This window comes from Rhizobium sp. USDA 4016 (assembly GCF_056279705.1).
The window spans coordinates 1,048,320-1,067,487 of sequence record NZ_JBWCCY010000002.1; the positions used below are offsets into that span (position 1 = coordinate 1,048,320).

Genomic DNA, 19,168 nt, shown 5'->3' on the forward strand with positions numbered 1-19,168 from the left:
TGCCTGATATGCATGTGATGGTTATCGGCGCAGCCGGCATGATCGGACGCAAACTGGTGGAAAAGCTCGGCTCCAACGCTGAAGCGCTCGGCCGCAGCATCGACAGGCTCACGCTCGTCGATGTCGTTGCTCCGCCGGTGCCTGCCGCACTTGCCTCCGTTTCTAACGCGCTGGCGCTTGATCTCTCGGATGCCGGCGTCGCAGGCACGCTTGCCTCCTTGCGACCGGATCTGATCTTCCATCTCGCGGCGATCGTGTCCGGCGAGGCCGAGGCGGATTTCGACAAAGGCTACCGCGTCAATCTCGACGGCACGCGCTCGCTCTTTGAGGCGATCCGGTTCGAAGGCCAGAAAGAGCCTTACACGCCGCGCCTGATCTTTGCGTCATCCATCGCCGTCTTCGGCCAGCCTTTCCCGGAGAAGATCAGAGATGATTTCTTCACGACGCCGCTGACGAGCTATGGGACGCAGAAGGCAATCTGCGAGCTCCTGTTGGCCGATTATTCACGGCGTGGCATTTTCGACGGCATCGGCATCCGCCTTCCGACGATCTGCATTCGTCCCGGCAAACCCAACAAGGCCGCCTCCGGCTTTTTTTCCAATATCCTGCGCGAGCCGCTGGTCGGCCAGGAGGCCGTGCTCCCCGTCGACGAGAACGTCCGCCATTGGTTCGCAAGCCCCCGTTCGGCGGTCGGCTTCTTCGTCCATGCCGCGCGGATCGACACCAGTAAGATCGGGCCGCGCCGCAATCTGACGATGCCCGGCCTTTCCGCGCTCGTCGGCGAAGAGATCGAGGCGCTGCGCCGCGTTGCCGGAGACAAGGCGGTCAAGCTCATCCGCCGCGAGGCCGACCCGGCCGTTCGTTCGATTGTTTCCGGCTGGGCGACGGATTTCGACGCGCAGCGCGCCACCGCGCTCGGTTTCAAGGCCGAAGCCAATTTCGACGAGATCATCAAGATCCACATAGACGACGAACTCGGGGGTAAAATCTAAGATGCCGCAATCCGCAACCCTGCAGAAAGGCAAGATCGCGCTCGTCACCGGCGGAGGCACCGGCATCGGCCGCAGCATCGCCGGCGCCTTGAGCGCTGAAGGCTATGTCGTCGTCATTACCGGCCGCCGGAGCGATGTTCTGGAAAAAGCCGCCGCCGAGCTTGCTGCCGAAACCGGCGGGACGGTCCGGGCGATGACCTGCGATATCAGCCTTGCCGAGCAGGTGGCAGACCTTTTTGGTCAGATCAAAGCCGAGTTCGGCAGGCTCGACCTTCTCGTCAACAATGCCGGCAGCAATATTCCGGCGATCCCCCTGGAGGACGTCAGCTTCGATCAGTGGAGTGGGGTGGTTGCGGCCAACCTCACCGGCGCCTTTATATGCACCCAGCAGGCTTTCAGGTTGATGAAATCGCAGGAGCCGCGCGGCGGCCGCATCATCAACAACGGATCGATTTCCGCCACGACGCCGAGGCCGAATTCCGCTCCTTATACGGCGACAAAGCATGCGATCACCGGCCTGACGAAATCGGCCGCACTCGACGGACGGCCATACGATATCGCCTGCGGCCAGATCGATATCGGCAATGCCGCAACGGATATGACGTCGAAGATGAGCTCGGGAGTGCTGCAGGCGAATGGAGAGATTGCGAGCGAGCCGACGATCCCGTCCGAGCATATCGCCCGCGCCGTCGTCTATATGGCAAGCCTGCCGTTGGAGGCAAACGTGCTGACGATGACTGTGATGGCGACAAAGATGCCCCTCGTGGGAAGGGGATAGGCATAACCAAGTTGAATTGGCCTGCGCCCTGGCGGTGTTATCCTGGAGGAGGGATGGCCGGGCAGATGAAGGCCGAAGGCGAAGACAAGGTCTGGGAGAAACTTTTATGGCAGCTGTCGAGTTCGTCGATATCAGGAAATCATTCGGGGCGTTCCCCGTCATCAAGGGTGTGAACATCGAGATTGCCGACGGGGAGTTCGTGATCCTGGTCGGGCCGTCCGGATGCGGAAAATCCACGCTTTTGAGAATGCTCGCCGGCCTCGAAAACATATCCGCCGGGGAAATCCGCATCGGCAGCCGCGTCGTCAACGGGCTGGCGCCTGGAGAACGCGACATCGCCATGGTCTTTCAGAACTATGCGCTTTATCCGCACATGACGGTCGCCCAGAACATGGCGTTTTCGCTGATGCTCAAACGTGCGCCGAAGGCGGACATGGATCAGCGCGTGAACAAGGCCGCCGGCATCCTCGGCCTCACCAAACTTCTCGACCGCTATCCACGCCAGCTTTCCGGTGGCCAGCGACAGCGCGTCGCCATGGGCCGGGCGATCGTGCGCGATCCGCAGGTCTTCCTCTTCGACGAACCACTCTCCAACCTCGACGCCAAGCTCCGCGTCGCCATGCGCGCCGAGATCAAGGAGCTTCACCAGCGCCTTAGCACCACGACCGTCTATGTCACCCACGATCAGATCGAGGCAATGACGATGGCCGACAAGATCGTCGTCATGCATGACGGCGTCGTGGAACAGGTTGGAGCGCCGCTCGATCTTTACGACAATCCGGCGAACCTCTTTGTCGCAGGCTTCATCGGCTCGCCGGCGATGAACATGTTCAAGGGCCGCCTCAATCCGGACAACGCCAACCAGTTCATTGCGTCGGACGGAACGGCCCTGCCGGTTGCAAATCCGCCTGCCGGGGCAAAGGGACGCGATCTGATCTATGGGTTGCGCCCGGAATATATCGCGCTCGATGCCAATGGTCTGCCGGCTGAGATCGTCGTCATCGAGCCGACCGGCTACGAAACGCAGCTGATCGTGAGGTTCGCGGGCGCTGACGTCAGTTGCGTCTTCCGCGAACGCGTCAACGCGCGTCCCGGCGAGACGCTGCGCGTCTCGATCGACGCGCCGCATGTGCATCTCTTCGATGCCGAAAGCGGACAGAGATTGAGTGCCTGATAACGCTTCAGTGGAGGCAGGGAAGAAGAGGAGCCTTCCCTGCTCATCCGCCGATGCGATGACCGTCGTTCGCCAAGCGGGAAGGTGAACGCCGGAGAATTCGCTCCCGCTTTTCAAGGAGGAGTATTATGACAATCAAAAGACGTGATTTTCTTGCCGCGTCGGCGGCCGCGGCCGGTATCGCGGGCCTTTCGCCGTTCGGGGTCCGACCGTCTTTCGCCCAGGCCGAACCGAGCTACAAGCCGGAAGAAGGCGCAAGCCTCAGGCTTCTTCGCTGGACGCCCTTCGTCAAGGGAGACGAGGATGCCTGGCTTGCCAACACCAAGAAGTTCACCGAGGCGACCGGCGTCGACGTTCGCGTCGACAAGGAAAGCTGGGAAGATATCCGTCCGAAGGCTGCCGTTGCCGCCAATGTCGGCTCCGGTCCGGACATGGTGATGTGCTGGTTCGACGACGCCCATCAGTATCCCGACAAACTCGTCGACCTGACCGAACTTGCGACCTATCTCGGCAACAAGTACGGCGGCTGGTATGACGGTGTCCGCGGCTATGCAACCCGCGACGACAAGTTCATCGCTATGCCGCTCACGGCGATTGGCAATGCCGTCGTCTACCGCGACAGCCATGTGAAGGCGGCCGGCTTCAGCGAGTTCCCGAAGGATACGGCAGGCTTTCTTGAACTTTGCAAGGCAATGAAGGCCAAGGGCACGCCCGCCGGCTTCCCTCATGGCAAGGCGGTCGGCGACGGCAACAACTATGCCCATTGGCTGCTTTGGAGTCATGGCGGCAAGATGGTGGACGAAAGCGGCAAGGTGACCATCAACAGCCCCGAAACGCTGGCTGCCATCAACTATGCGAAGGAACTCTATGCAACCTTCATCCCGGGCACGGAAAGCTGGCAGGACATCAACAACAACCGGGCATTCCTCGCCGGGCAGGTTTCACTGATCGCAAACGGTGTGTCGGTCTACTATGCGGCGAAAAAAGATCCAAAGCTTGCCGAAATCGCCGCAGACATGAGAACCACGAACTTCCCGATTGGTCCAGTCGGCAAGAGCGTCGAGCTGCACCAGACGAGCTCGCTGCTTCTCTTTAGCCATACCGAGTACCCGGAAGCTGCAAAAGCCTACATCAAGTTCATGATGGAAGCCGACCAGATGAATGCTTGGATTACAGGTTCCAGCGCCTATTGCTGCCAGCCGCTGAAGGCCTTTTCCGACAATCCCGTCTGGACGTCCGATCCGATCCATGCGCCCTATGCGCGTGCTTCGGAGACGCTGCGGCCGAACGGTTATGCGGGCCCCCTCGGCTATGCTTCGGCAGGCACCATGGCCGACTACGTGCTCGTCGACATGTTCGCCGCTGCAGTAACCGGCCAGATGACGCCGGAAGACGCGATGAAAGAAGCAGAGCGCCGGGCAAACCGCTACTACCGGGTTTAAGCCCGTTTAAAGGTCTGCAGCATGCCGGCGACGGCATGCTGCGATTGTCCATCAGGAGATAGAACCATGTCGACCGTGACATCCGGGGATACGACGCGCGGCCGGGTCGCATCGCTCATGCAGAACAACAATATGCTCGGCTTCTTGTTCATGCTGCCGGCGGCCATCTTTCTCGTATGTTTCCTCACCTACCCGCTCGGACTGGGTGTCTGGCTCGGCTTCACCGACACCCGGATCGGTCGCGACGGTATCTTCATCGGCCTTGAGAACTATCAGTTCCTTGCCAGCGATTCCGTTTTCTGGCTCTCGGTCTTCAACACCCTGCTTTATACGTTCGTTGCCTCCGTCTTAAAATTCGTACTTGGCCTCTGGCTGGCGCTGCTTCTCAATCAGCACCTGCCGTTCAAGTCTTTCTTCCGCGCTATCGTCCTGCTTCCATGGGTCGTTCCGACGGTGCTGTCGGGGCTGGCTTTCTGGTGGATCTACGATTCCCAATTCTCGATCCTTTCCTGGTCGCTGATGCAGATGGGGCTGATTGATGGACCGATCAATTTTCTCGGCGATCCCACCAATGCGCGGATCTCGGTGATTATCGCCAATGTCTGGCGCGGCATACCGTTCGTTGCCATCTCGCTGCTCGCCGGCCTGCAGACCATTCCCGCCTCGCTCCAGGAAGCCGCCTCGCTCGACGGTGCAACCAGCTGGCAGCGGTTCCGCTATGTGACGCTGCCGATGCTGACGCCGATCATCGCCGTCGTGATGACGTTTTCGGTGCTTTTTACCTTCACCGATTTCCAGCTGATCTACGTGCTGACCAAAGGCGGGCCGGTCAATGCCACGCACCTGATGGCGACGCTGTCCTTCCAGCGCGGCATTCCGGGCGGCCAGTTGGGCGAGGGAGCTGCCATTGCGGTCGCGATGATCCCCTTCCTGCTTGCCGCCATCATGTTCAGCTTCTTCGGTCTGCAGCGCCGCAAATGGCAGCAGGGCGGCCAGGATTAACGGTCGGGAGACAATCATGAACGCCAACACTACCGATCAGGTTCTGACCGACAACGTCCAGGGGATGAGTTATCTCAATCGCCTGCCACGGCGCATCGTCATGCTCTATCTGCCGATGGCGGTCTTCGTCTTCGTGCTGCTCTTTCCGTTCTATTGGATGGCGATCACCGCCGTCAAACCGAACTCGCAGCTGACCGATTACAACAACTACAGCCCCTTCTGGGTGGTCGAGCCGACGCTAGACCACATTAAATATCTGTTCCTTGAAACCTCCTATCCGGGCTGGCTCTGGAACACGATGCTGGTTGCGGTCGGATCGACGGTGCTGTCGCTTGCAGCATCCGTTTTCGGCGCTTACGCAATCGAGCGCGTGCGCTTTACCGGATCGCGCCCGGTCGGGCTCCTTATTTTTCTCGCCTATCTCGTGCCGCCATCGATCCTCTTCATCCCGCTGGCCTTCATCGTCTTCAAGCTCGGCATCTATGATTCCAGGCTGGCGCTGATCTTTACCTATCCGACCTTCCTGATCCCGTTCTGCACCTGGTTGCTGATGGGCTATTTCCGGTCGATCCCTTTTGAGCTCGAGGAAAGTGCCTTGGTCGACGGCGCCAACCGCTGGCAGATCCTGGTGAAGATCATCCTGCCGCTTGCCGTGCCCGGGTTGATATCGGCCGGCATTTTCGCCTTCACGCTCTCGTGGAACGAGTTCATCTATGCGCTCACATTCATTCAGTCGTCGGAAAACAAGACCATTCCCGTCGGTGTTTTGACCGAGCTGGTGCGCGGCGACGTGTTCGAATGGGGATCGCTGATGGCCGGGGCTTTGTTCGGCTCGCTGCCCGTCGTGATCCTCTATTCGTTCTTCGTCGACTACTATGTTTCGTCGATGACCGGCGCGGTGAAGGAATGACGAAATTTGACTGCCAGGGTTCGTGAGGGAGAGGGGCGGATGAACAGGATTGATCTGGAAGGCCAGCATGCGATCGTCACAGGAGGTGCACAGGGCATTGGTTTTGCAATCGCCAGCCGTCTCATTGCCTCCGGTGCGGCGGTCACACTTTGGGACATGGATGGGCCGTTGCTCAAAAAGGCGGAGGCTGCGCTTGGCGCAGGAACTCGCAGCGCCGTCGCCGATATCTCACGCTGGGACCAGGTCGAGGCTGCCTATGCCGCCACCACCGCCGATGGCCCACCGGTATCGATCGTCGTCAATTCCGCCGGCATCGCCGGAGATGCAGCGCCGGTTGATACCTATGACATCGCCATGTGGAAGAAGATCATCGATATCAATCTCACCGGCACCTTCTATGTCAACCGCGCAGTGGTCCCGGATATGAAGGCGCGCAACTATGGCCGCATCGTCAATATCGCCTCGATCGCAGGCAAGGAGGGCAATCCGAACGCTGCAGCTTATTCCGCCTCGAAGGCCGGCGTCATCGGGCTTACCAAATCGCTGGGCAAGGAGCTTGCTGGCTACGACATCGCCGTCAATTGCATTACGCCGGCAACCGCTCAGACGCGGATTCTGGAACAGCTGACGCCGGAGTTCATCGAATACATGCGCTCGCGCATCCCGCGCGGCCGCTTTTTGAAGGTGGAGGAGGCCGCGTCCATGGTCGCCTGGCTGGTGTCTCAGGAAAACAGCTTTACCACAGCCTCGACATTCGACCTGTCGGGCGGGCGTGCCACCTATTGAAGAACATGGGCGCGCTTCAGCGCCTTAAGCCGTGGCGCCTGGAAAAATCTCGAAGCCTGTATCGACGATTGATTTCGTTGGCGGCCGCTCCGGCGTTTCGAAGGCCTTTTCCACTGATGTGCGTCCAATCAAGAAGCGGTTGGAGCGCACCGTTGCAAGGGGCTGGGGCAGTTCGCGGCCAATATCCAGGCCATTGAAGCCAAAAATGGCGAGATCGTCGGGCATGCGCACGCCGGCACCAAGGCACTGGAAGACTCCCCCGACCGCCATGTCGTCGTTGGAATAGATGATCACATCGACCTTCACCGGCTCGGCGAAAAGACGTGCGGTCATCTCCCGTCCGACACCGACGGAACTCGGCGCATCGGCGATCGCGTGGGCGGCAATTCGCAATCCCGCGTCGCCCAAGGCGTCACAAATCCCGTCGTAGCGCAGCCGCGCCCGCCGGTCAGCGTTCCAGTCATGACCGACATATCCGAACTGGCGGTATCCGCGCTCTATGAGGTATTGGCCGGTAGCGTAGCCAGCACGCCGATGCGACATGCCGACGGCGATGTCGATCGGCGTCGAATCGATGTCCATCATCTCGACAATGCGGATGCCGCTTTCACAAAGCATGCGGTGGGTTGCCGGGGTATGATCGAAGCCGGCAATCAGGATGGCTGCGGGCTTCCATGACAGCAGTCCGCGAACGATCGTTTCCTCCAGATCAATGTCGTAGCCCGTAATGCTGATGACGGGCTGGTAGTCGCTGCCGCGCAAAGCGGCATGGACGCCTTGCAGAACTTCGGGAAAGACGATGTTGGACAGTGAGGGAACGACGACGCCAACCAGATGGGAATCGAGCGAGGCAAGCGAACCGGCAATCCGGTTGGGGACATAACCCGTTGCCCGAACGGCCTCCATCACCCGCCGGCGCGTTTCCTCTGCGACCGGCCCCTTGTTGCGCATGATCCGCGAGACCGTCGATTCGCCCACGCCGGCTCGAAGGGCGATATCCCTGACGGTCACCTTGCTTTTTCTTGCCGGCAGACGCTGTTTTTGCTGCATTAAGTCCTCCTGCTTCAGCCCGCAGGCGGCATCATCTCCAGACGTTCACTGGCCCATACATCAAGGGCCAGCTCAACGAGACCCACACGATCGATTGCCGCAGCGCTTGTTCTCAGCGGCTTGCAAACGCATCAAGCCAGCTAAGACCTGCCACCGTCTTGCCTGCAGGACGATACTCGCAGCCCACGAAGCCTTTGTAGCCGAGAACATCCAGCTCTGTGAGCAGACGAAAATCGTCAAGTTCGCCGGTTGCGGGCTCGTTGCGCAGCGGCACCGAAGCAATCTGTACGTGGCCGATGAGCGGCATCAGCCGCCGGAGCCCCGTGAGCACGTCGCCGTGAATGATCTGACGGTGATAGATGTCGAATTGCAGCTTCAGGTTTGGCCTCTTCAATGCACTGATAATGTCGGCAGCAAAGTCGAAGTTGTTGAGAAAATATCCCGGCATGTCCCGTGGGTTGATCGGCTCGATGACGATGTCGATGCCGCTTTCGCCTGCCCGATCGCAGGCGAATGCCAGAGAGTCGCGGTAAATCGCAATCGCGGCCGGATCCCTGCGCGAGCCCAGACCGCTCATGACATGCAGCGTGCGGGCGCCTGCGCTTCGGGCGTATCGCAAGGCGGTATCCACCGAGGTTCGAAATTCGCTCTGCCGGCCGTCGAGCGCAGCAAGGCCGCGTTCGCCCGCCTGCCAGTTTCCTGGCGGCAAATTGAAGAGTGCAACTGTCAGTCCGTTTTCGCGCAGGCGCTCGCCGATGACCTCCGGCGGGTGGTCATAGGGAAACAGGAACTCGACGGCGGAAAAGCCGACCATTGCGGCTGCCGCAAACCGTTCCAAAAACGCCACCTCGTTGAACATCATCGTAAGATTTGCGGCAAATTGCGGCATCACGCAGCCTCCGGCCCGCCGGGAAGCTCAATGCCCGTCACCTTTGCGATCAGCCTTGCGACGGAGGCATCATCGTCCCGGCCCATGCCGGCTGCAGCCGTCATGATGAACATCTGAAGTGCCGTGGACGTGATCGGCAGCGGAAACTTCATCCCGCGCCCAAGGTCCGATACGATGCCAAGGTCCTTCGTGAAAATATCGACGGCGCTCTTTGGCGAGTAATCACCTTGAAGGATGTGTGGAACGCGGTTTTCGAACATCCAGGAATTGCCCGCCGACGCTGTGATGACCTCATAGACCTTGTCGATATCAAGGCCGAGCGCCTTGGCAAAGGTTATCGCTTCACAGGCGGCCGCGATATGAACGCCGGCAAGGAGCTGGTTGACGATCTTGAAGGATGATCCGATGCCGGCCTGGTCTCCGAGTTCGTAGACCGTCATGGCGATCGCATCGAGCACGGGGCGCACATGGTTGAAAGCTTCGGGTCGTCCCGATGCCATGATCGTGAGTTCCCCGGCAGCGGCGCGCTTTGCGCCGCCGCTGATGGGCCCGTCAATATAGTTCAGACCAAGCGCGCCAGCGCGCTGTGCCAGATCTTCGGCCGTCTGCGGCGGCATCGTTGCAAAGGAAAGGATCGTGCCGCCCTTCGACATGCTCTGCGCCGCACCGCCCTTACCAAATAGAACCTGTTCTGTCTGGGCGCCATTGACGACCACTGTCACGACAACATCGGCGCCGATAGCTGCTTCGGCTGGACTTGCAGCCCCTTTGCCGCCTGCCGCGACGAAGCGTGCTGTCGTCTCGGGGCTGATGTCGTAGCCGCCGGTCTTAAATCCTTTTTTCAGCAGTGATGTCGCGACGCCAAAACCCATCGATCCGAGACCGATGACACAGACCTTCAGGTTAACCGCTTCGCTCATGTTCGAAATCCATTGTTGCTTCCATCCGGTGCGGAATTGGCTTGAATTGTGATCCGCGAAAAACTAATGACAGCGCTGCCACTCTATGGTTAGCTTATCGGCGGAATGGATTGCAAGTTCTATTTCTCATCGGGGAATTGGACCCTTCGTCAGCCCGGGCATTCAACGCAAACAGGCAGGAGAAACGATGTGCTAATCGGTGCAGTAGCCGACGACATCACCGGAGCCACCGATCTTTGCCTCATGCTGTCGCGTGAAGGCATGAAGACCCTGCAAGCGATCGGCGTGCCCGAGGAGGGGGCTGATTTTGGCGATGCGGATGCGGTGGTCGTTGCGCTCAAATCGAGAACGATCCCTGCAGAAGAAGCCGTCAGGGCATCGACGGCGGCGGCCGGCAAGCTCATTGCCGCCGGCGCAGAGCAGCTGCTGTTCAAATATTGCTCGACGTTCGATTCCACCGATGACGGCAATATCGGGCCGGTCGCCGACGCGCTTCAGGATCTGACCGGAGGCGAGCTGACGATTGCCTGTCCATCCTTTCCTGCAACCGGTCGCACTGTCTATAAGGGGCATCTTTTTGTCGGCGACCGGCTCCTGTCGGAAAGCTCTCTGAAGGACCATCCCTTAACGCCGATGCACGATTCCGATCTCGTCCGCGTCCTGCAACGGCAGACAAGACGTCCGGTCGGTCTTATCGATTGGCCGGTGATCGCCAGGGGCGAAGACGCCATCCGGGCGGCTTTTGCGCAGCAGAAGGCGGCAGGAAAGCGCATCCTCGTTGTCGATACATTGTCGGATGCCGATCTGCGCACCATCGGGGCGGCCTGCGACGGCATGAAGCTTGTCACGGGCGGCTCCGGCATTGCCATGGGGTTGCCCGAAAATTTCAGAAAACGCAAAAAATTGCCAGTCCGCGAGGCCATGACCCGCATGATGGCGCCGGCAGGGCGCCGGGTCGTCCTTGCCGGATCCTGCTCGCTTGCAACCCGTGTCCAGATCGAGGTTGCTCGCAATGACGCTGCCGCGCTTCTGAGGCTTGATATTTCGGCGGTTGCCGATGGAAGCCAGAGCGCTGCAGAAATCGCCGACTGGGTGATTTCGCAAGACAAGGACCGTCTGCCCCTCGTTTATTCCAGCGCCAGTCCGGAGGAGCTTCAGAGCATCCAGGCGGCCATGGGACGGCACGAGTCCGGAGCGCTTGTCGAACAGACGCTGGCCGAGGTTGCCGAGCGACTGAAGCAGAAGGGCTTTACCCGCTTTCTCATTGCCGGCGGAGAAACTTCAGGCGCGGTGATCAATGCGCTCGGCGTCAAGACGCTTTCCATCGGCCCTGAAATCGATCCAGGCGTGCCATGGACCCGCAGCCTAAGCGGTCCGGACATTGTGCTGGCTTTGAAATCCGGCAATTTCGGCGCTCCGGATTTCTTCCTGAAAGCATGGGCGCAGCTTGAATCGGAGGGGTCGGATGCACGAGATTAATCGCCTGCGTGAAGAGATATGCCGTACGGGGCAGTCGCTGTTCGAGCGCGGGCTGACCTCCGGCTCGACCGGCAATATTTCGGTTCGCCTTTCCGATGGAGGTTGGCTGATGACGCCGACCAATGCATCGATGGGCTCTCTTGACCCGGCCCGGCTTTCCCTCTTCGACGCCTCGGGCAAACTCCTGTCCGGCGACGCGCCGACCAAGGAAGCATTTCTGCATTTTTCGATGTATGGCGAGCGCGGTGATGCCGGCGCCGTCGTCCATCTCCATTCGAGCCATGCAACAGCAGTCAGCATTCTGCGCGATATCGATCCTGAGGATGTCCTGCCGCCCTTGACCGCCTATTACGTCATGCGTGTCGGACGCTTGCCGCTTGTCCCCTATTTCGCGCCCGGGGACATGGCGCTTGCAGACGCGGTCCGGTCGCTCGCCGGGCGTCATCACGCGATGCTGCTTGCCAATCATGGGCCGGTCGTCGCCGGCACGACGCTTGCAAACGCCCAGTTCGCCACCGAAGAGCTTGAAGAAACTGCAAAGCTTTTTCTCATGCTGCAGCATCACGCCAAAAGGATGCTGACCGCAGAACAGGTCGATGACTTGCGCAAACGCTTCAACCTTCCTTAGGCCGCGTCGGCGGCGCAACTTCAAAACGATTGGACGGGAGAGAAAAATGGCTGAAATCGAGGAAAGAGTGGGATTTGTCGGTGTTGGACTGATGGGACACGGTATTGCGAAGAACATCGTCGAAAAAGGCTTCCCGCTGACGGTGATCGCGCACCGCAATCGCAAACCCGTCGAAGACCTGCTCGGCCGCGGCGCCCGCGAGGCCCATTCGCTTACGGAGCTTGCGAAAAATTCGACCATGATCTTTCTGTGCCTCACAAGCTCGAAGGAAGTGTCCTGCGTTATCGAGGAAATGCGGCCGGCCCTTGCCCCGGAAACGGTGATTGTCGACTGCTCGACCGGGGATCCAACGGTGACAATGCATCTTGCCGAAACGCTTGCGGCGCAGAAAGTCTATTTTGCCGACGCACCGCTTAGCCGGACGCCGAAGGAGGCGTGGGAGGGGACCTTGGACTGCATGGTCGGTGCCGATGATGCGACATTCCAGCGGATCCAGCCGGTGATAGCGACCTGGGCGGCGAAGATCGTCCATATCGGCGGGGTCGCCGACGGTCATCGCATGAAGCTGCTCAACAATTTCATTTCGTTGGGCATGGGAGCTCTCTTTGCCGAGGCTCTGGCACTCTCCCGGAAGGTCGGAATCTCCGTGGAACGCTTCGACAGCGTCATCCGGGGCGGGCGCATGGACAGCGGATTTTACCAGACCTTCATGGGTTATGCTCTGGAAGGTAACCGAAATGCGCATCGCTTCACGCTTTCGAACGCGTATAAGGATCTGAAATATCTGGAATCCATGGCAAATGACGCGACGGTTGCCACGCCGCTTGCAAGTGCGGTGAAGAATTCCTATGCCGCGGCAGTGGCAGGCGGCGGCAACGGTCCCGAGGATTACGTGCCGCATCTTGCAGACTTCGTTGCCCGGAAAAACAATGTCGGTTGACCGCAGATCTAAGCAAGCGGCGGTGTGAAAGCAGTTTCAGCAGCTTCTAATCGATATTATCTTAGCAGGTAAGTTGACGCTTCGCGCGAAATCAACTTCTATCCGCCACCGCTTTTTGGGGAGGTTGAAGGATGCGTGTCGTAACAAGGATTGCCGAACTGCGGGAGCACATCGCGGCGATCAAGAATGAAGGCCGGTCCCTTGGGTTCGTCCCGACGATGGGGTACCTTCACGCCGGGCATATGGAACTGGTCGCGCGTGCACGCAGTGACAACGATGCTGTCGTCGTCTCTATTTTCGTCAATCCGCTGCAGTTCGGAAAGAACGAAGACCTTACGCGCTATCCGAGAGACTTCGAAAGGGACAGCGCCATGCTCTCTGCCGCCGGCGTCGATATCCTTTTTTCCCCAAGCGTTCGGGAGATGTATCCGCAGCCGATGCAGACGATCGTGGACGTGCCGGCGCTTGGCAGCGAGTTGGAGGGTGCCGTGCGGCCCGGACATTTTGCCGGCGTTGCGACCGTCGTGACCAAGCTTTTCAATATCGTTCAGCCGCATGCGGCCTATTTTGGCAAAAAGGACTACCAGCAGGTCGTAATCATCAAACGGATGGTCGAGGATCTTGCCCTGCCGGTCCGCATTGTCGCCGTCGAGACTGTCCGGGAGGCCGACGGGCTGGCGTTTTCATCGCGAAACAGTTACCTGACGGCGGACGAACGTGCCGCTGCGGTGATCGTTCCAAAGGCACTTGACGAAGCCGAACGACTTTACCGCGACGGAATCGACGAGCCGCAGGCTCTGGAGGCGGCATTGGCGGCGTTCATTGCACGCGAGCCGCTCGCCGTGGCTGAAGTCGTCGCCGTTCGCGATCCGCAGACCCTGACACGGCTTGAAACCTTGCGCGATCGGCAAGCCCTTGTCGCCCTCTTCGTACGGATCGGTTCGACCAGGCTTCTTGACAACAGGATCATCGGCCACCGGCGCCAAACCCAGTCGAGGGCTGCGTGATGAGCAAGCCTTCCAGTCAAAAGCGGCTGACACCATTCCGCATCCAGTCCATGAAGGGCTCAGCGCCGATCGTTTGCCTGACCGCCTATACGACACCGATGGCGCGCGCCCTTGATGCCCATTGCGATCTGCTTTTGGTCGGCGATTCCGTCGGCATGGTGCTCTACGGCCTGCCGAGCACGACTTCGGTTACGCTCGACATGATGATCGCCCACGGTCAGGCGGTCATGCGGGGGGTCTCGCGGGCCTGCGTCATCGTCGATCTGCCCTTCGGCAGCTACCAGGAATCGAAGGAACAGGCTTTTCGCAGTGCCGTGCGGATCATGCAGGAAACCGGCTGCGACGGCGTCAAGCTGGAGGGCGGCGAGGAGATGGTCGAGACCATCGCCTTTTTGACCGCGCGCGGCGTGCCGGTATGCGGACATATCGGACTGATGCCGCAACAGGTGCACACCGCCGGCGGTTACCGCTCGCTCGGCCACAACGAAAGCGAGATCGCCAGGGTCAGGCGCGATGCCCGAGCAGTCGGCGGATCCGGCGCTTTTGCAGTCGTGATCGAGGGAATGGTGGAGCCCCTGGCGCGCGAGGTGACCGCCTCGATCCACGCCGCGACGATCGGCATCGGCGCTTCGCCGGCCTGCGACGGCCAGATCCTGGTTGCCGAGGACATGTTGGGCGTCTTCACCGATTTCAAGCCCAAATTTGTCAAACGCTATGCCGGTCTTGCACAGACAATCGAGGAGGCGGCAAGCGCCTATGCTGACGATGTCCGGAATCGACGGTTCCCGGCCAAAGAACACACCTTCGACGTTCGACCTCCACCGCCTTGATCCGCAGGTTCTGCAAGCCATGTTCCAATAGGCTCGCCTCGGCCAAGTCGTCGACGCCGGGTCGGCCGATCTTTCTTGGCATGCACCAAAAGACATTTATCAGCAGCGCTGTCGATTTCGGCGGCCGTCAATCGTCCTTGAACAGGCGAGCGCTCCAGTTCCGGAATGACGGCCGGCGCCTCGCGTTCAAAAGCCTGGGAGAGACGGCACACGGCTCCTCTCTCACGATCAGATCGATGGAGGATATTATGGCTGATCATCAGCACCTGACACCCGCAATCGAACTCGCCCGCAGAAACGGTGCCCGATTTCCGAATGAGAGTGAAGACTATCGGCGTGCGCGCGATGCGCTGCTTGCCGAAGAGATCGAGCTACGCCGCCACATAGAACGCGTCGCCGAGCAAAGGCGCGCTCTTCCGCCTGGGGGCGAAGTGACGAAGGAATACAGGTTTGAGGGAAGTACCGGTTTCGTGTCATTGAAAGACCTGTTCGCCGACAAGGACACGCTGGTTGTCTACAGCTACATGTTCGGTCCTGAACGTGAACGTCCTTGTCCTATGTGCACATCCTTATTGTCCGCCTGGGACGGGGAGGTGCCCGACATGCAGCAGCGCATAGCGCTCGCAGTCGTTGCCCGTTCGCCCCTCGAAAGGCTGCTGTCGTTCACGAAGGAGCGCGGTTGGCGCTATCTGCCGCTTTATTCGGACATTGATGGCGACTATAGCCGGGACTATCGCGCGCTCGGTAAGGACGGCAGCGATGATGCGGCGTTTAACGTCTTCACGCGACGCGACGGTACGATCCGGCATTTCTGGAGCGAGGAAATGGGACCGGCGACAGCCGACCCGGGACAGGATCCGCGCGGTGCGCCCGACCTTATGCCCATCTGGACGGTGCTAGATTCCACGCCGGAAGGACGTGCGCCGGACTGGTATCCCAAGCTCTCCTACTAATTTAGGTTCGGAGATCTGAAGCGCAGATACGCCCCCGCGCCCGCCAGGACGATGCCGCCTCGCGATTGATGACCATTCCAGGGGTCTGTGCGATTTGCGCCAAGTCTATCGACGCATTGGCACGACCACGGGTCCTTGTCCTTGGCTGCTACCGCCTTTGGCCGCCGGGCCAGACGGGTATGGAGCACCCCGGCGGGCCGCGGCTGGCGAGATTGCTTTTGAAGAAACCGCCGAAGTTAATATCAGTGGCTTGGCAAGCAAATTAGCACGCCTCCCCTGGGCCTTGATGGCTCGCAGTGGCGTCCATGAAGCTCCGATCCCTGGCGCTGCGTAACGAAGACCGGGGATTGCGAGACGATGGGAATGTCGTGAGGTCGAACCGAGGATTATGGACATTCGGTCAGAAACGGGATCGGAAGAATCATTTAGTCGATAAGCGCCTTGCGCACGCCTCGTCGAATCTGATCCACTTATTCAACTAAGAGGCCGCGACGTGTTGAAGTCGCCACGGAGGCCCGGACACACCTCAGCACCGGACCACCGGCCCGTACCCCGCAAATCGCAATGGGCGGACCATGCGAATCTCGGGAAGATGGTGGCGGACGGAGACACGCGAAGCTTCCGTTGGACAACGATCGGAGCATCCGCTTTAGGTTGCGCTTGGCGCCATGCTAAGACCCTCTCGCAACTCCTGCTCAAAATATGTTACAGGGCCGTAACTTATTTGGTACAAGGCACAGGATTTTCAAACACTTATAGGTGTAGTCCCAATCGGGTTAATCCCGAATTTCTCATGACATGATGCAATAAAGAACATACTTTATTCGCCGCTAGCTGGTTGCAAATAATCCTGGGGTTGACTCGTGTCCATCAGTTCAGGAACGCTAAGCCGCAAGAGCCATACGCCGACCGGGATCGTGATCGAGCATCACACTCTGGCGCGTACCGCCATCGTGACACTTCTCCAGCGTGAACTCACCGGCTGGAATTTTATCGACATGGTCTCAACCGAGAGTCTCGACACGGCACTCGGCTGTGATGTGCGTCTAATCACGCTGGATCTGGCGGGCCGAAGCATCGGAAGCCGCAGTCTGCTGACCGAACTCGCGGAAATCCGAAGGTACTTTTCCGAAGCACCAGTCGCGGTGCTGTCGGACTCAGACGATATGATGAACGCCGCCGAGGTGCTGAAGCTGGGAGTTCGCGGCTTCTTCACCACTTCGCTTCGGATCGAACTTGCGCTTGCTGGTTTGCGCCTGGTTCTTGCTGGTGGTGTGTTTTGTCCCGATCCGCTTGCTACGCTCAAGGAAGGCGCGGCCGCCAGTGATCAAGAGGGCGGGGAAAGAGTGTCAATGGGTGCCTACCAAAGCGAGTATGCATTGGCCAGCTTTACGCCGCGTGAGGCGGACGTCCTCGCTGAACTGCGACGCGGCTCATCGAACAAGGTGATCGCGGGCAAGCTCAACCTATCGGATCATACGGTGAAGATGCATCTGCAGCACATCATGCGCAAGCTGCAGGTGCAGAATCGAACAGAGGTGGTCGCGATGCTTGGGGGTCGAGCAAATGGCGGCAGGGATGCGGCCGCGACCGAGGGCGCAGTCGTCAGCGCGACATCTTTTCGAGCATTTCACTGAGAGTGACTGCCGTCAGCATGGCTTTCGCAAGCAGTTTCTTGAGCTTCTGATTTTCCTGCTCGAGCGCCCGCATTCGCTTGGCGTCGAGGCTAGCATCCTTGAGCTGCAATGATTGCCAGCGGTAGAAAGTCGGTTGGCTGATGCCATATCGCTGGCAGACATCAGAGACGGTCGCGCCGGCTTGATGTTCCTTGAGGATATCCGTGACTTCTTCATCGTTGAATTTTCGCTTGCCCATCGCGGCCGTCCTTGGAGGAACCGAATGAGGCATGCAAGTCCACAGGTTTTTCCAGTGACGGGATGCCTCAGTTCTCACGAAACGCCCTGTTGAAGCTGTCTAGGAGCGGTCGCAATGCATAGAGCGCCACGCTGCTCGTGCCTGTCCTTATCATTATCTGCGCCGGCATTCCGGGAACCATCGCCACATCGGTCATCCTTGCAAGACGCTCGTCCGTCACACGAATCGTCACTGCATAATAGGAATGGCCAGCCTTCTGATCGACCAAATGATCCGCGGACACATACTCGACCTTGCCCCTGAGAAGAGGGACCCGCCTCTGATTGTACGGGATAAGATGCACATGTGCCTCGAGCCCCGGATGCACCTCATTGATGTCTTCCGGCTTCACGCGCGCTGCGATCACAAGATTGCTCGTGCGCGGGACAAGCTCAGCCAACGGTTCGCCGGCACCGATCACACCGCCTGTCGTATGGATGCGCAGATCCATGATCACCCCGTCCTCGGGCGCCCGGATCTCGGTTCTCGCCAATTGGTCATCGATCGCGCGCAATCGCTCGCGCAGCTGCAGAAGCTGGTTCTCCGTGTCGCGAAGGTTGAGCGCGACTTCGTTCAACCGGTCGCTGCGCAGTTTCACAAGGTAGGAATGAGCCTCGCTTATGACCTGGTGCGCGCGCGAAATGCGCGCAGTGACATCACCGATTTGGCCGCCGATATCTGCCTTTTCCCGCTCCAGGACAAGAACCCGGCTCTTCCTTTCCAAGCCCTTGGCGGTAAGCATCGAGGCGGTTTCAAGCTCCCCATGGGAAATATTACGCCTCTGGATCAAGGCGGCTTTCTGGGCGCTCAAGCCCGCCACTTCCTCCAGCACCTGCTTTATCCTCTGCTGCGTGATAGCAATCTCCGATTGCATGACCTGCCGCCGCGCATCAAATATCCGCTGCTGTCCCGTAACGATGTCCCTGATCGAATGGTACCTCGCCATGTGTTCGGTGAGTTCGGGCGGAAAGCCGATGCGATCCGTGCCGTTCTCTTCGGCGATCAGCCGTGCGCGTCGTGCCTCCGCGTCCCATAGCTGTCCTCGCAGGCTGTCGCGTTCCGAACGCGATTTTGTGTCGTCGAGTTCGATCAGCACTTGGCCTGCGGCCACGGCATTGCCGTTCCTGACGAAAATCTGCCTAACGATCCCGCCCTCGAGGTGCTGGATGGTCTTGCGGTTGGATTCTGTCTCGACGACACCTGACGCAATCGCCGCGCTGCTGAGCGGCGCAAGTGCCGACCAGGTGCCCAAGCCGATGATGAAAACGCCGATCAGCAGGTTTCCCGTCCAGACGATCCGGCGCAGTCTCGATATCGGGGAGGCATCGGCAAGCGTCAATGGAGGATTGGCAAAGAGGGAGGACGGAATTGCCGGATCGGCCGTCCGCCCGGTATCGCGACTGTAGTCGACGTCCGGTCGTCGCGGGACCCGGTCGAAAGGAGGGTCGATCTTGACGAGTTGCATGGTCTATCG

18 protein-coding genes and 1 pseudogene are annotated in these 19,168 nt (G+C 59.6%); 14 read left to right on the forward strand and 5 right to left on the reverse strand.

Translation table 11 applies throughout. The features are described from left to right. Window positions 1–8: 8 nt before the first annotated feature. The 7 genes from denD to ACZ9DP_RS06160 all read left to right on the forward strand — a co-directional run bounded on the left by denD (window position 9) and on the right by ACZ9DP_RS06160 (window position 7,084). On the forward strand, window positions 9–992 hold the full coding sequence (gene denD, locus ACZ9DP_RS06130) for a D-erythronate dehydrogenase (RefSeq protein WP_476200796.1): 984 nt from the start codon (window positions 9–11) through the stop codon (window positions 990–992). Between the two features lies 1 nt (window position 993). Beyond that, a complete protein-coding gene (locus tag ACZ9DP_RS06135) occupies window positions 994–1,770 on the forward strand; it encodes an SDR family oxidoreductase (RefSeq protein ID WP_283072650.1) in 777 nt (258 codons plus the stop codon). A 106-nt stretch (window positions 1,771–1,876) separates the two neighbouring features. After that, complete coding sequence (locus tag ACZ9DP_RS06140; protein ID WP_476200797.1) at window positions 1,877–2,944, forward strand: ABC transporter ATP-binding protein; 1,068 nt, start codon at window positions 1,877–1,879, stop codon at window positions 2,942–2,944. 128 nt (window positions 2,945–3,072) lie between these two features. Next, the gene (locus ACZ9DP_RS06145; RefSeq protein ID WP_239600439.1) at window positions 3,073–4,386 is read left to right on the forward strand and encodes an ABC transporter substrate-binding protein; all 1,314 of its coding nucleotides are present in this window, start codon (window positions 3,073–3,075) and stop codon (window positions 4,384–4,386) included. Between the two features lie 66 nt (window positions 4,387–4,452). Beyond that, window positions 4,453–5,388 carry a carbohydrate ABC transporter permease gene (locus ACZ9DP_RS06150; RefSeq protein WP_022716144.1) on the forward strand — a complete coding sequence of 312 codons (936 nt, stop codon included), beginning with the start codon at window positions 4,453–4,455 and terminating at the stop codon, window positions 5,386–5,388. Window positions 5,389–5,404: 16 nt separating this feature from the next. Next, entirely contained in the window at window positions 5,405–6,298 is an 894-nt protein-coding gene (locus ACZ9DP_RS06155; protein WP_027510397.1) for a carbohydrate ABC transporter permease, read from the forward strand. A 39-nt stretch (window positions 6,299–6,337) separates the two neighbouring features. After that, the gene (locus ACZ9DP_RS06160; RefSeq protein ID WP_074072183.1) at window positions 6,338–7,084 is read left to right on the forward strand and encodes an SDR family NAD(P)-dependent oxidoreductase; all 747 of its coding nucleotides are present in this window, start codon (window positions 6,338–6,340) and stop codon (window positions 7,082–7,084) included. 24 nt (window positions 7,085–7,108) lie between these two features. Here ACZ9DP_RS06160 and ACZ9DP_RS06165 read toward each other — a convergent pair whose 3' ends face one another. The 3 genes from ACZ9DP_RS06165 to ltnD form a co-directional block, all read right to left on the reverse strand. Continuing rightward, entirely contained in the window at window positions 7,109–8,134 is a 1,026-nt protein-coding gene (locus ACZ9DP_RS06165; protein ID WP_476200799.1) for a LacI family DNA-binding transcriptional regulator, read from the reverse strand. Window positions 8,135–8,246: 112 nt separating this feature from the next. Next, window positions 8,247–9,023 carry a 2-oxo-tetronate isomerase gene (gene otnI / locus ACZ9DP_RS06170; protein ID WP_074072181.1) on the reverse strand — a complete coding sequence of 259 codons (777 nt, stop codon included), beginning with the start codon at window positions 9,021–9,023 and terminating at the stop codon, window positions 8,247–8,249. Further along, window positions 9,023–9,943 carry an L-threonate dehydrogenase gene (gene ltnD / locus ACZ9DP_RS06175; protein ID WP_476200800.1) on the reverse strand — a complete coding sequence of 307 codons (921 nt, stop codon included), beginning with the start codon at window positions 9,941–9,943 and terminating at the stop codon, window positions 9,023–9,025. Before ltnD ends, otnI begins: the two co-directional genes overlap by 1 nt. A gap of 189 nt (window positions 9,944–10,132) precedes the next feature. Between ltnD and otnK the strand changes: the two genes are divergently transcribed. The 7 genes from otnK (at window position 10,133) to ACZ9DP_RS06210 (ending at window position 17,417) form a co-directional block, all read left to right on the forward strand. After that, window positions 10,133–11,422 carry a 3-oxo-tetronate kinase gene (gene otnK / locus ACZ9DP_RS06180; protein ID WP_476200802.1) on the forward strand — a complete coding sequence of 430 codons (1,290 nt, stop codon included), beginning with the start codon at window positions 10,133–10,135 and terminating at the stop codon, window positions 11,420–11,422. Continuing rightward, window positions 11,409–12,050, forward strand: coding sequence for a 3-oxo-tetronate 4-phosphate decarboxylase (otnC, locus tag ACZ9DP_RS06185; protein WP_074072178.1), 642 nt, complete (start codon window positions 11,409–11,411; stop codon window positions 12,048–12,050). Before otnK ends, otnC begins: the two co-directional genes overlap by 14 nt. Before the next feature lie 46 nt (window positions 12,051–12,096). Further along, on the forward strand, window positions 12,097–12,990 hold the full coding sequence (locus tag ACZ9DP_RS06190) for an NAD(P)-dependent oxidoreductase (RefSeq protein WP_476200803.1): 894 nt from the start codon (window positions 12,097–12,099) through the stop codon (window positions 12,988–12,990). Between the two features lie 131 nt (window positions 12,991–13,121). Further along, on the forward strand, window positions 13,122–13,997 hold the full coding sequence (gene panC / locus ACZ9DP_RS06195) for a pantoate--beta-alanine ligase (RefSeq protein ID WP_476200805.1): 876 nt from the start codon (window positions 13,122–13,124) through the stop codon (window positions 13,995–13,997). Continuing rightward, on the forward strand, window positions 13,997–14,827 hold the full coding sequence (gene panB, locus ACZ9DP_RS06200; protein WP_022716154.1) for a 3-methyl-2-oxobutanoate hydroxymethyltransferase: 831 nt from the start codon (window positions 13,997–13,999) through the stop codon (window positions 14,825–14,827). The genes panC and panB overlap by 1 nt, the downstream gene beginning before the upstream one ends. 248 nt (window positions 14,828–15,075) lie before the next feature. Then, complete coding sequence (locus tag ACZ9DP_RS06205; RefSeq protein WP_476200807.1) at window positions 15,076–15,780, forward strand: DUF899 family protein; 705 nt, start codon at window positions 15,076–15,078, stop codon at window positions 15,778–15,780. Window positions 15,781–16,643: 863 nt separating this feature from the next. Then, entirely contained in the window at window positions 16,644–17,417 is a 774-nt protein-coding gene (locus ACZ9DP_RS06210) for a LuxR C-terminal-related transcriptional regulator (protein ID WP_476200808.1), read from the forward strand. Here the strand turns inward: ACZ9DP_RS06210 and ACZ9DP_RS06215 are convergent. Together ACZ9DP_RS06215 and ACZ9DP_RS06220 are read right to left on the reverse strand one after the other, a co-directional pair. Next, window positions 17,386–17,655, reverse strand: a complete 270-nt coding sequence (locus ACZ9DP_RS06215) for a transposase (protein WP_074073102.1) — start codon at window positions 17,653–17,655, stop codon at window positions 17,386–17,388. The two genes, ACZ9DP_RS06210 and ACZ9DP_RS06215, sit on opposite strands and share 32 nt — an antisense overlap. Before the next feature lie 67 nt (window positions 17,656–17,722). Beyond that, window positions 17,723–19,166 (reverse strand): annotated as a pseudogene (locus ACZ9DP_RS06220) (HlyD family type I secretion periplasmic adaptor subunit). Window positions 19,167–19,168: the final 2 nt, after the last annotated feature.